Below are 12,203 nucleotides of genomic sequence, written 5' to 3' on the forward strand. Positions count from 1 at the left end.
TACGCCGCCGTCCGGGTCAGGCGTCGATGTTGTCCCAGTCCTCAGGACCGCTCGAGCCCGCCGGGTACTCGTCGAGGGGCGTCGTGCCGGCCTTCCACGCGTCGAGGAACGGCCCGACGACCTTCCAGCCCTGCACGGCGCTGTCGCCACGGACCGACAGGGTCGCGTCACCTTCGAGCACACCGGCCAGGACCTCGCCGTAGGCGCTGAGCCGTCCGGGGTTGAACGTCGTCTCGAGGCTGGTGCGGTCGATCGTGTACGGGTCGCCGGGGCCGTTGACGTTGAGCTCGAGCTGCATCTCGTCCGGGGCGATCCAGATCCGGAGTCGGTCCGGCTGCGCGGCGCCGGACAGACCGACGGGCACCTGCGGGGAGTCCTTGAACGTGATGACGATCTCGCGGCGCTGCTTCGCGAGCGCCTTGCCGGACCGCAGCGTGAAGGGCACCCCGGCCCATCGCCAGTTCGCGATCTCGAGGGTCAGCTGGGCCAGGGTCTCGGTGCCGAGCGACGGGTCGACGCCGTCCTCGTCGGCGTACGACGGCAGCTTCCGGTCGCCGACCGTGCCCGCGGTGTAGCGGGCGCGCTTGCCGGCGGCGACGACGTCCCCGCCCCAGGGTCGGACGGCGCGGAGCACGAGCTCCTTCTGGGTCCGCAGGTCGTCGGCGTCGATCGACGCCGGCGCCTCCATCGCCACGACCGCCATGACCTGGAGCAGGTGGCTCTGGATCATGTCGGTGAGGGCGCCGGCCTTGTCGTAGTAGCGGGCGCGTCCTTCGAGGCCGAGGGTCTCGTCGTACACGATGTCGACGCGTTCGACGTGCTGCGAGGACAGCAGCGGCTCGATGATGCGGTTCGCGAAGCGCAGCCCGATCAGGTTGAGCACCGTCGAGCGACCGAGGAAGTGGTCGACCCGGTGGATGCGCTCCTCGGGGATGAACGAGTGCAGCAGGTCGTTCAGGTGTTCGGCGCTGGCGGCGTCGGTGCCGAACGGCTTCTCGAGCGCCAGGCGGGTCCGCTTCGGCAGGTCGAGGTGGGCGAGCTGTTCGCAGCTCTTCTCGGTCACGGCCGGGGGCAGGGCGAAGTAGATCGCGGGGTCGTGGTCGCACGCCCCGAGCAGCGCGCGCAGGTCGTCGGGACTCGTGACATCGGCCTTGCGGTACGAGGACGCGTCGATGACTGCCTGCAGCCGCGCGGACAGCGACGTCTCCCCTTCCGCGCCTTCGTCGCCCTCGTTCTTCGACGCCTGCGCGTTCTCGAAGGACTCGCGCACCTGCGCCTTCCAGTCGGCGTCGGAGAGGTCTTCGACACCCGCCCCGATGAGCTGGACGTCCCAGTCGTCCTTGACCTCGAGCAGGGTCGCGAGACCCGGCAGGAGCAGGCGCTTGGACAGGTCGCCGCTGGCTCCGAGGATGAGCAGGCTGGTCTGGAGGCTCGACATGCCCCCGACGGTACTCATCGGCCCCGGTGGATGGCCGGGCCGCTACGGTGGTGTCAGTCCGGCGCGAGGGAGCACCATGAGCAGTGGGTACGAAGGACGACGCCTCCGCGTCGTCGTGGTCGGCACCGGCATGATCGCGGGCGTCCACGCCCGCGCGGCCCGGGCTGCGGGTGCCGAGGTGCTCGGCGTGCTCGGCCGGAACGCGTCACGCTCCGAGCAGGTCGCGGCGCAGCTCGACCTGCCGCGCGGGTACGCCTCGCTCGACGACGTGATCGCGGACGCCCCGGACGTCGTGCACATCTGCACGCCGAACGACCAGCACCACCCGCAGGCCATGGCGGTCATCGCCGCCGGCATCAACGTGGTGTGCGAGAAGCCCCTCGCGATCGACCCGGCGCAGGCCGCCGAACTCGTCGCGGCGGCTGCCGACGCCGGCGTGGTCGCCGCGGTGCCGTTCGTCTACCGCTACCACCCCATGGTCCGCGAGATCCGCGCGCGCATCGCCGACGGGGAACTCGGCCGGCTGCTCGCCGTGCACGGTCACTACCTGCAGGACTGGATGCTCGACGAGGACGCCTCGAGCTGGCGGGTCGACCCGACCTCGAGCGGATCGTCCCGGGCGTTCGCCGACATCGGCTCGCACTGGTGCGACCTGGTCGAGTTCGTCACCGGCGAGCGCTTCACCTCGGTGTCCGCGGCGACCGACATCGTGTACCCGACCCGGCCCGCGGCATCGGGCCCCTCGTTCTCCGGCTCACCGGATCCCGACCCGGTCGCCGATGCCGCCGAACGGGCCGAGGTCACCACCGAGGACACCGCGGTCGCGACGTTCCGCACCCGCACCGGCCGGATCGGCAACGTGGTGATCTCGCAGGTCGCCTCGGGTCGGAAGAACCGTCTGTGGTTCGAGGTCGACGGCACCCGCGGCAGTGCTGCCTTCGACCAGGAGCAGCCCGAGTCCGCGTGGTTCGGCAACGAGCGCGGCGCGCAGATCGTCGTGCGTGACCCGTCGCAGGGGTACCCGGACCAGCGGCGTCTGGCCATCGTGCCGTCCGGACACCCGCAGGGGTACCTCGACGCGTTCGCCGCCTTCGTCGCCGACACCTACACCGCGGTCCGCACCGGTGTGGCACCGGACGGCCTGCCGACCTTCGCGGACGGCGCTCGCTCCGCCGACATCATCGACGCCGTGATCGGCAGCGCCGCCGAGACCACCTGGCGGGAGATCCGGTGAAGCTCGGCATGCTGACGGCCTGTCTGCCGGCCTGGCCCCTCGACCGCATCGCGGAGTTCGCCGCTGGACAGGGCTACGAGCGCCTCGAGGTCGGCGTGTGGCCGGGCACCGGTGGCCGCGACTTCGAGGCGGCGCACCTTCCGGTGGCGACGTTCACCGACGAGGACGCTGCGACGACCCGAGACCTGCTCGAGCGCACCGGGCTCGAGATCTCGGCACTCGCGTACTACGAGAACAACCTGCACCACGACCTCGCCCGGCGCGAGGAGGTCCGCACCCACCTCAGGCACGCGATCGACACCGCGCAGCTGCTCGGCGTGCCGTACGTGGGCACGTTCATCGGCCGTGACACCACGAAGTCCGTGCGCGAGAACATGGCCGAGGGCGACCGGGTGCTGCCCGAACTCGTCGACTACGCCGGCGAGCGGGGCGTGCGGTTGATCATCGAGAACTGCGTCATGGAGGGCTGGCACCCCGACGGGTACCCCGGCAACATCGCGTACTCCCCCGAGCTCTGGGGCTGGGTCACCGGACTCGGCTTCGGGCTGAACTGGGACCCGTCGCACCTGACCTGGATCGGCATCGACCCGGTCGAGACGATCCTGCCGTTCGCCGAGCACATCGTGCACGCGCAGGCGAAGGACCTCGAGCTCTTCCCCGCGAAGCGCAACGAGTACGGCTTCTTCGGCAAGGTCGACAAGGGCGACGACCCGTGGGACATGGGATGGTGGCGCTTCCGGGTGCCGGGCCGCGGGGTCGTGGACTGGCCGCACGTCGTCGACCGTCTGTACGAGGCCGGCTTCGACGGCACCCTGTCCGTCGAGCACGAGGACCCGCTCTGGGGCGGCACGGACGAGAAGGTCCTCGAGGGGCTGCGCATCGCCCACCGCACGCTCCGCCCCCTCATCGCGCAGGAACCCCCGTCCATGTGAACGTCGTGTGACGACTTCGAGGTGACACTGGCGGGTCGGCTGTGCGTCCTCATAGGTTCTCCGACGATGAACCTCCACTCCTCTCCGCGCCGCCGACGGCGCATCGCCAGCGGCGCGGCCTTCGCCACCGCGGGTGTGCTCGTCGCACTGTCCGTCCCCTCCACCGCCGTCGCCGCCGAGGGCGACACGACGATCGACATCATCGACGTCAACGACTTCCACGGCCGCATCGAGTCCGAGGGCACCGCCGTCGACAAGGCCGCGGGCGCAGCGAAGCTCGCCGGCGTCGTGCAGTCGTACCGCGAGGCCAACCCGAACACGATCTTCGCCAGCGTCGGCGACAACGTCGGTGCCTCGACGTTCACCTCGCTGATCCAGCAGGACATCCCGACGATCGACGCACTCAACGCCATGGACCTCGACGTCAGCGCGATCGGCAACCACGAGCTCGACAAGGGCCAGGACGACCTGACCGGCCGCATCGAGGACCGGGCCGACTGGCCGTACGTCTCGGCGAACATCGTGGAGGAGGGCACGACCGACCCCGCGTTCGAGCCGTACTCCATCGTGGAGAAGGGCGGCGTGAAGGTCGGCTTCATCGGCGCGACCACCGAGGACCTCATCCCGGGGCTCGTCAGCCCCGGCGGTGTCGAGGGCCTCGCGATGGCCCCGATCGTCAGCCAGGTCAACAAGTACGCCGAGCAGCTCACGGACGGTGTCGACACCAACGGCGAGGCCGACGTGCTCGTCCTGCTCGTGCACGAGGGCGCACCGACGAACGCGCTCGCCGACGCGACCGGCTCCGGCGTGTTCGGCGCGATCACCTCGGGCGTCTCGTCGAAGGTGTCGGCGATCGTGTCGGCGCACACCCACGCGACGTACAACCACTCGATCGCGGGTCCCGACGGCACGAAGCGTCCGGTGATCCAGACCGGTTCCTACGGCGTGAACTACGGACACCTGCAGCTCACCGTCGACGCCGACAAGCAGCTCACCGGCATCACGTCCGAGGTCGAGTCGGTCAACGGTGAGACCCGTGTGCCGGCCGACCCGACCTCGGTGGACGCGGTGGCCGACATCGTGACGGCTGCGAAGGCCGTCGCCGACGTCGAGGGCAGCAAGAAGCTCGGCGAGATTACCGGCGACCTGCGTCGTGCGGTGCAGTCGGACCGCACGACCGAGAACCGCGGTGGCGAGTCCGTCCTGGGCAACTCCATCGCCGAGGTGCAGCGCTCCGCGACCGAGCGGAACGGCTCACAGGTCGCCTTCATGAACCCCGGTGGCCTGCGCACGGACATGCTCTACGCGTCGAGCGGCGCGGGCGACCCCGACGGCACGGTGACCTACAAGGAAGCCGCGCTCGTCCAGCCGTTCGCGAACACCCTGGTCACCGAGGACATGACCGGCCAGCAGATCAAGGACGCCCTCGAGCAGCAGTGGCAGCCGGACGGCCTGCCGCGTCCGTTCCTCAAGCTCGGCGTCTCGGACGGCTTCGCGTACACCTACGACCCCGCGAAGGGCCGTGGCGAACGCATCACCGGCATGACCCTCGACGGTGAGCCGATCGCCCTCGACGACACCCTCAAGGTGACGGTCAACTCCTTCCTGTCGACCGGTGGCGACAACTTCGCCGCCTTCGCGACCGGCACCAACATCGCCGACTCGGGCCAGGTCGACCTGCAGGCGCAGGTCGACTACTTCCTGGCCAACCCGACGGTCACGCCGCCGTCCGACCAGCGTGCCGTCGGCGCCACGGTCACGCCGACCCCTGAGGGCGGGTTCCGGCCCGGAGACGAGATCACGGTCGACCTGTCGTCGCTCGTCTTCAGCACCGACGACCCCGCCGCGGCCGGCACCGTGTCGGTCAGCGTTGGCGACGTCGAGCTCGCCACCGCCGAGATCGACCCGACGATCACCGACACGAACGACGAGCAGGGTCGTGCGACGCTGACCTTCGCCGTGCCGACCACCGAGTCGTCTGCGGACGCAGCGACGGTCCGGTCGGCTGCCCGTGCCGCCGCCACCACGGACGAGCCGCTCGTCGTCACCCTGCCGGGCGGCCAGACGATCACGCTCGCCGTGACCATCCCGCTCGCTGCGGCCGTCGACCCGACCGACCCGACCGAGCCCACGGACCCGACCGACCCCACGGAGCCGGCCGACCCGGGCGCGGGGAACGGGGACGGCCCGGGTGCCGGCAGCGACCCCGGAGCGGGTACCGGGACCGGCACGGACCTGGCAGGCGACCCGTCCGACTCCACGAACGCGGGCGGTGACCTCGCCTACACGGGTGCGGACCTGACCGTGCCGGGGATCGCGGCGGGCCTGCTCCTCCTGGCGGGCACCACAGCGCTCGTCGCCGTGCGCCGGAAGCGCGCACGGACCGACGCGAGCGTCGGGACGGACTGAAGCCGAGCCTCCAGTCCGACGCGAACGGGCCGTCCCACCACCGTGGGCCGGCCCGTTCCGGCGTTCCGGGAGGCACGGATCACGTCCGTCGCGCACCGCGCGCGGATCCGCTGCCGCGCTCACTGTCCCATAGCAGCACCGGCACTGCGGATCCGGGGATCCGCGGGGTACTGTCAGCCCTGTCGCATCGCGACGCGTCGCGCCGGGTCGCCTCTCAGGTCGGCGGTGGTTCCGTTCGACGAGACTCCGCGACGCGGGCGCCCTCCGCCTCCAGGGAAACGGCGGAGGGTGCCCACCCTAAAGGCGACGTCAGCGCGCGCCGTGCACGCTCAGCGGAACAGCTGCTCGCCGATGTACGACCCCTTGCGCGGTGCCGGCGGGATCGCGAACACGGCGGACCCGATGTGCGAGATGTACTCGTTCAGTCGGTCCGAGGCGCCGAGCTTCCGCTGCAGCTGCGTGAAGTGCTCCGGGTCGTTCATGTACGCCAGGAACAGCAGACCAGCGTCGAGCTGGCCGTACTCGTTGAGGCCGTCCGTGTAGTTGTACGGACGGCGCAGGATCTTCACGCCGCCGTTCGCCTCGTGGGCGGCCAGGGCGATGTGCGACGTCGCATCGATCTTCGTGTCGCCGTCCGTGCCGGTCGCCGCGAAGTCCGGCGTCGTGTGCTCGGTCCCACCGGACAGCGGTGCGCCCTCGATCTTGGTCCGGCCGAACACGCGCTGCTGGTCGCTCACGACGTCGGCGTCCCAGATCTCGATGTTCATCCGGATCTTCCGCACCACCTGGTACGTGCCGCCGGTCATCCACGCCGCACCGTCGCCCGGCTCGTCGACCCAGACGAAGCGGTCGTGGTCCTCGTCCGTGGTGATGTTCCGGGTGCCGTCCTTGAAGCCCATCAGGTTGCGCGGCGTCGACTGGTGCGGGCCGGCCGACGCGCGGCCGAAGCCGAGCACCGTCCAGCGCACGGTCGCGGTACCGCGGGCCATCCGGGCCAGGTCGCGGACGGCGTGGTACGCCACCTGGGGGTCGTCGGCGCAGGCCTGCAACGACAGGTCGCCGCCGGTCAGTCCGGCCTGCAGGTTGTCGCTCGGCAAGCGGGGGACGTCGGCGAGCGCGGCCGGTCGCTTGTCGGCCAGCCCGAACCGCTCGTCGAAGACGCCGGGGCCGAGTCCGACGGTGACGGTCAGGGACGCCGGCCCGAGGTCGAGCGCCTCACCGGTGTCCGCGCCGACGCCGTCACCGTGGGCGGGCTCGACGCTGCCGACGGTCTTGCCGGCCTGCAGCTGGGCGATCGCCGCCGACCAGCGGGCGAGGAGCACCTGCAGTTCGGTCGTGACGCTCGTGGACAGGTCGAACGTCATGAACACGCAGTACCGCTGGGGCGCGGTCTGCACACCGCCCTGCGGCTGCCGTGCGGCGGTCGCGTAGAACGGGTGGCTCTGCGACAGGTCGATGGACTCGTCGCCGTTCGCGGCCGCCGTGAACGGGTTGACGCCCGTCGCGGCCGTCGCGCCGCCGATGCCGGCAGCGGCGCCAGCACCGGCTCCGGCCGCGGCGAGTCCCGCGCCGAACAGCCCGCGCCGGGAGACCCCGGTACGGGCTGCGCGGTCGTCGTCGGGGTGCGTCACGCGGTGGCGACCTTCTCGGCGAGGCGGGACAGCGGGTCCTGCAGCGCCTGGATCTGCTGCGAGACCGTGTTGGCGTCGGACTTCTTGGTCGCGGCGTCCCACGTGTCGAAGCCGCCGAGGTCGTCGGCGTTCCGGTAGCCGTCCATCAGCGTGTTCGTCGCGTCGAACTGCTTCGCGATCTGCTTCGTCAGCGTCGGGTCGAGCTTCGTCAGGCCCGGCTTGAGGTAGGCGAAGGCCTGGCGGGCGCCCTCGACGTTGGCGGCGAGGTCGACGAGGTCGATGTGGCTGTACGCCTCCTCCTCGCCGGTGACCTTGTTCGACTGGACCTCTTCGAGCAGGCCGGCCGCGCCGTTGGCCAGGTCCTCCGGCTTGTAGTCCAGGGTCGGGACGAGCTTCGCGAGCAGCTGGACGTTCTCGGTCAGGTCGGCGGCGGTCTTCTTCGTCGAGGCGGTGATCTCCCCCGCCTGGAACAGGTCCTTCTCGACGGCGTGGAACCCGCTCCAGCCGACGGCCGGGTCGAGGTTCGACGCGCGCATGTCGATCAGGTAGTCGAGGTTGCCGGCGTTGTCGGTGGCCTTGAACCCCTTCTTCACGAAGCCGTCGACGTCGCTCTCGACGTGCTCGTAGAACGGGCGGGCGTTGGCGTAGTCGGTCTTCGCGGCGTCGAGGTCGCCCGCGTCGACGTCCTCCTGCAGCTGCTGCACCGCGGTGACCATGTCGGTGACCTGGCCGTCGACGTAGTCGGCGTAGCCCTTCGTGCCCTCGTCGAGCAGGGTGGCGGCGCTGCTGTTCGCGGTCGAGGCGACCTTGCCGGTGACGGTGAAGTCGGTGAGCTCGGTGTCGGCTCCGGGGCAGTACACCTGGTACTTCCCACCGGTCAGGGTCGCGGTGAACTGCACGGCGTCGAGCCCGGGTGCGAGGTTCTCCTTCTCGCCCAGGATCCGTTGGTCCTGCAGGAGTTCGACCTCGGTGATGGCGGTCGAGGACTCGTTCTCCACCGAGAACGTGACGGGGCCGGCCGGCACCTTCGTCTCGGAGACCTTGCACTGGTCCGAGCCGTCGTTCGTCAGGGTGATGGTGACGCGGGAGACCTTCGCGGCGTCGGTGGAGCTGTCGGACGCACCGTCGGAACTCGCGCAGCCGGCGAGTGCGAGGGCGGTGACGACGCCGAGGGCGCCGAGGGTGATCAGGGGTCGAACGGGGGGCTTACCGAACGGCATAGTCGTTGCTCCTTGCAGGGTCCCCGGCGGGTGGGCCGCGTGTCGGGACGGTTTCGGGGGTGGGGGTCACGGGTGCCGTCCGACGACGGCGGTCACGGAGTGCGAGCACTGCCTGGGCGGCGGCCGCGACGCCGAGGGCGATCGGCAGCCAGGCCTTCCAGAGCAGCAGCTCGGCGGCCCGCGTGTCCGCGGTCGCCACCGCAGTGGCGGACCGCTCGACGCGGGAGTCGGGGACGGACCACACGGGGCGGTCCAGGGTCGTGGTGCGCGCGGACGGGAGGCCCCCGTCGCTCAGCGTCAGCACCGTGCGTTCGTCGCGGGTGGCGTCCAGGACCCCACCACCGACCGTCCAGAGGGTCACGGTGTCGCGCACCGCCCAGCGGGCGGTGAACGGACCGGGGTTCGTCGACGGTGAGATGCCCACCGGGATCCGGCCGAACAGGTCGACGAGGTCGTCGAGCGTCAGCGTCGCGGGGCGGTCCGCGGCGGTGGCCGACGTGCGGATCCGCCACCGGTCGGCGGCCACGCCCGCGCGGGTCACGCGGCGGTGGGCCGACGTCGGCAACGTCAGCCGCGCCTCCTGGCCGGTGGTGGTGCCGGCCACGCGGAGGACGCCGGACGCTCCGTGGACGTCCGCCGAGACGGACGTGGCGTCGCCGCCGACCGCAGCGGTGCGCGGCAGGTCGACCCCGCCCGTCGGCACGGCGACCGCCAGTGCCGCGGCTGCGAGAGCGAGCGCGCCGGCGACGGAGGCGCGGACCACGGGGACGCGTGCCGGTGACGGACGCCAGGCGCGGGGCCAGAGCGTCAACGCCAGGACGGGCACGACGTACAGGACCCAGCCGAGCACCTCGATGACCCGAGGGTCGGGCGGGATGCCGAGGACGCCGGTGACCAGGGCGCCCTGCACCGAACCGTTCGGGGCGAGCCAGGACAGGTCGACGGTGCGCTGCTGCCCGATGACGACCCAGCCGGCCTCGTGCGCCCGGCGGAGGACCGTCAGCACGAGTCCGCCGGCGACGAACACCAGGAAGACCCCGGTGCCGGTGAAGAACTTCGACAGGTTCAGTCGGACGCCGCCGGTGTAGATGCCGTACCCGACGACGACGGCGCCGGCGATGCCGATGACGGCACCGAGGGCGGCGAGGCCGGTGTCGGACGATGCCTGGAAGGTGGCGAGGAGGAAGACCGCGGTCTCGAAGCCCTCCTTGAGGACGGCGAGGAACGCCATGCCGGCCAGGGCCCAAGCGGTACCGCGGCCGAGCGCCTCGGTCGCGCTCGCCTCGAGTTCCTTCGTCAGCGTGCGCGCGTGGGTGCGCATCCAGACGATCATGCCGGTGACGAAGATCACGGCGACGATGCCGATGACCGCCTCCATGCCCTCCTGCTGCGCTTGCGGCAGCGCCTGCTCGACGACCTGCAGGCCGAACCCGACGGCGATGCTGAGCACGACGGCGACCCCGACGCCGAACCACATGGGGGCGAGGGGGACACGGTTGCGACGCAGGAACGCGGCGATGATGCCGACGATGAGCGTCGCTTCGAGGCCTTCACGGAGGCCGATGACGAGGGTGGCGAGCATGACGTAGGTGAGGCTAACCTAACCGCCGTTCGGCCCGCCAGTCGTCCGGCGTGGGGTTTGATGGTTCTCATGAACCTGCTGTCCGTCGAGGGCCTGGCGTCGGTCACGAACGTGCTCGACCTCGCCGGGGTGTTCGCGTCCGCCCTGCTCGGCGGATCGATCGCCCGGGCGATGGACTTCGACCTGTTCGGATTCCTGGTCGTCGGGTTCGTGTCGGGGCTGGGCGGCGGCATGCTGCGCGACACCCTGCTGCAGAACGGTCCGCCCGTCGCGCTCGTCGACCCGCTCTACGTGCCGGTCGCCCTGGCCGGGGCGCTCATCGCCTTCTTCGTGTCGTTCTCCGAGATCACCTGGGACCGCCTGTTCACCGTGCTCGACGCGGCCGTGATCGGCTTCTGGGCGGTGGTCGGGGTGCAGCGCACCTACGACGCCGGCCTCGAGTGGCCGGCCGCGATCATCATGGGGACGATCACCGCGGTCGGCGGCGGCGCCATGCGCGACCTGCTGCTCCGCCGCGTGCCCGCGGTGTTCGGCGGGAACGCCCTGTACGCCACCGTGGCCGTCGCGGCGTCGGCGGTGATGGTCGTCGCGTCCGCGCTCGGCTCGCCGACGATCGGGATCGTCGCCGCGATCGCGCTGTCGCTCGGACTCCGGTGGGGTGCCGTCCGCCGTGGCTGGGGGCTGCCGAACGGCCGCGACTGGCAGCCGAAGTCGACGCTCGGCTCGCTGCTGCGGCGTGGGCGGAGCCTGCGACCGGACGCACTCCGGCTGCTCCGACGCCCCGGACGACGCACCGGGGCTGGCAGCGTCCGCGAAGAACACGACACGTCGACGGATTCCTCGTTCGACGGCTGAGGGGTGTCATCTGTCCGGGCTCCGGCGTAGCATCGCTACCGTCGGGTATCGACCCGGCTCATGTCGTCAGCACCGAACCGACGCGACCCGAACGCGGCGGTTCCGCGCAGACGTGGTGATGGGGGCTTCGCTGATGCCGCGCGGGTTCAGACGCGCGGCGCGGCAGGTCTCCCGCCCCCAGCGCTCCGCGCCCTCCGATCCCGGTGCCCCGCCCCTGCAGGAACGATGAACGACGACGTCTCCGACTCCCCCACGCCGCGGACACCACGCGCCGAGGTCCGAGAGCGCCTGCTCACCGCCGGCGCCGCCGTCTTCGCCGAACAGGGCGTGCACGGTGCACGGCTCGACGACGTCGCCGCCCGTGCCGGGTTCAGCAAGGGAGCGGTCTACTCGAACTTCTCGTCGAAGGAGGACCTGCTCGCGCAGGTCATGCAGCGCGGGACGAACCTGGTGCTCGAGTCCTTGCGCGAACTCGTCCGCGCCGACATCGCGGCGACCGACATCGGCGACGTCGTCCGGGCGGCCTTCGGGCGGCACGACCAGCGCGCACAGTTCGCCCTGCTGTCGGAGTTCCGCGCCTACGCGATCCGGCACCCGGACTTCCTGCCCGAGTTCGTGCGGCAGCGACGGGTGCTGCAGGACGGTGTGCACGAGCTGGTACGGCTGTGGTTCGGGGCGCACCCGGAGGTCGACGCCGGCATGCCGCTCGACACCTTCGCCACCGTGCTGATCGGGGCGAACGTCGGCATCGTGTTCGACGGCCCCGCGCTGCCGGGCGTCGATCCCGGTGAGACCATCGCGGCTCTGGTCGAGGCGGTCGTCCGCCGCTGATCTGGTGGGGCACGGTGCTGCGGCGCACGGTGCGGCGGCGCACGGTGCGGCGGCGGCCATCCCGTGCCGTG

Annotated in this window: 9 protein-coding genes; 5 read left to right on the forward strand and 4 right to left on the reverse strand. The window is 71.4% G+C overall.

The genetic code is table 11. The annotated features are described in order from the left end of the window. Window positions 1–16: 16 nt before the first annotated feature. On the reverse strand, window positions 17–1,438 hold the full coding sequence (locus tag EDF63_RS16845; RefSeq protein ID WP_123314156.1) for a glucose-6-phosphate dehydrogenase: 1,422 nt from the start codon (window positions 1,436–1,438) through the stop codon (window positions 17–19). A gap of 76 nt (window positions 1,439–1,514) precedes the next feature. Here EDF63_RS16845 and EDF63_RS16850 point away from each other — a divergent pair, with 76 nt between their 5' ends. From EDF63_RS16850 to EDF63_RS16860, 3 genes are all read left to right on the forward strand, one after another. Continuing rightward, window positions 1,515–2,672: a Gfo/Idh/MocA family protein gene (locus EDF63_RS16850; RefSeq protein WP_185021490.1), complete on the forward strand. Its 1,158-nt coding sequence runs from the start codon at window positions 1,515–1,517 to the stop codon at window positions 2,670–2,672. Beyond that, window positions 2,669–3,604, forward strand: a complete 936-nt coding sequence (locus EDF63_RS16855) for a sugar phosphate isomerase/epimerase (RefSeq protein WP_123314158.1) — start codon at window positions 2,669–2,671, stop codon at window positions 3,602–3,604. The genes EDF63_RS16850 and EDF63_RS16855 overlap by 4 nt, the downstream gene beginning before the upstream one ends. A gap of 66 nt (window positions 3,605–3,670) precedes the next feature. After that, window positions 3,671–6,013: a bifunctional UDP-sugar hydrolase/5'-nucleotidase gene (locus EDF63_RS16860; RefSeq protein WP_123314159.1), complete on the forward strand. Its 2,343-nt coding sequence runs from the start codon at window positions 3,671–3,673 to the stop codon at window positions 6,011–6,013. Window positions 6,014–6,342: 329 nt separating this feature from the next. On the opposite strand, the gene efeB is transcribed toward EDF63_RS16860, so the two are convergent. The 3 genes from efeB to efeU are packed head-to-tail and all read right to left on the reverse strand — an operon-like array spanning window position 6,343 to window position 10,446. Next, window positions 6,343–7,644: an iron uptake transporter deferrochelatase/peroxidase subunit gene (efeB, locus tag EDF63_RS16865; RefSeq protein ID WP_123314160.1), complete on the reverse strand. Its 1,302-nt coding sequence runs from the start codon at window positions 7,642–7,644 to the stop codon at window positions 6,343–6,345. Beyond that, window positions 7,641–8,864, reverse strand: coding sequence for an iron uptake system protein EfeO (efeO, locus tag EDF63_RS16870; RefSeq protein WP_123314161.1), 1,224 nt, complete (start codon window positions 8,862–8,864; stop codon window positions 7,641–7,643). Before efeO ends, efeB begins: the two co-directional genes overlap by 4 nt. Next, window positions 8,851–10,446, reverse strand: a complete 1,596-nt coding sequence (efeU, locus tag EDF63_RS16875) for an iron uptake transporter permease EfeU (protein WP_123314162.1) — start codon at window positions 10,444–10,446, stop codon at window positions 8,851–8,853. The genes efeO and efeU overlap by 14 nt, the downstream gene beginning before the upstream one ends. A 69-nt stretch (window positions 10,447–10,515) precedes the next feature. Here efeU and EDF63_RS16880 point away from each other — a divergent pair, with 69 nt between their 5' ends. Together EDF63_RS16880 and EDF63_RS16885 are read left to right on the forward strand one after the other, a co-directional pair. Continuing rightward, window positions 10,516–11,301 carry a trimeric intracellular cation channel family protein gene (locus EDF63_RS16880; RefSeq protein ID WP_123314163.1) on the forward strand — a complete coding sequence of 262 codons (786 nt, stop codon included), beginning with the start codon at window positions 10,516–10,518 and terminating at the stop codon, window positions 11,299–11,301. A gap of 225 nt (window positions 11,302–11,526) precedes the next feature. Further along, on the forward strand, window positions 11,527–12,132 hold the full coding sequence (locus tag EDF63_RS16885; RefSeq protein WP_123314164.1) for a TetR/AcrR family transcriptional regulator: 606 nt from the start codon (window positions 11,527–11,529) through the stop codon (window positions 12,130–12,132). Window positions 12,133–12,203 lie beyond the last annotated feature (71 nt).

This window comes from Curtobacterium sp. JUb34, from assembly GCF_003755065.1.
GTDB lineage: Bacteria > Actinomycetota > Actinomycetes > Actinomycetales > Microbacteriaceae > Curtobacterium.

Coding starts and splice junctions, on each gene's coding strand:
- EDF63_RS16845 (WP_123314156.1), bottom strand. CDS start 1,438: ATGTCGAGCCTCCAGACCAGCCTGCTCATCCTCGGAGCCAGCGGCGAC.
- efeO (WP_123314161.1), bottom strand. CDS start 8,864: ATGCCGTTCGGTAAGCCCCCCGTTCGACCCCTGATCACCCTCGGCGCC.
- EDF63_RS16880 (WP_123314163.1), top strand. CDS start 10,516: ATGAACCTGCTGTCCGTCGAGGGCCTGGCGTCGGTCACGAACGTGCTC.
- EDF63_RS16860 (WP_123314159.1), top strand. CDS start 3,671: ATGAACCTCCACTCCTCTCCGCGCCGCCGACGGCGCATCGCCAGCGGC.
- efeU (WP_123314162.1), bottom strand. CDS start 10,446: ATGCTCGCCACCCTCGTCATCGGCCTCCGTGAAGGCCTCGAAGCGACG.
- EDF63_RS16885 (WP_123314164.1), top strand. CDS start 11,527: ATGAACGACGACGTCTCCGACTCCCCCACGCCGCGGACACCACGCGCC.
- EDF63_RS16850 (WP_185021490.1), top strand. CDS start 1,515: ATGAGCAGTGGGTACGAAGGACGACGCCTCCGCGTCGTCGTGGTCGGC.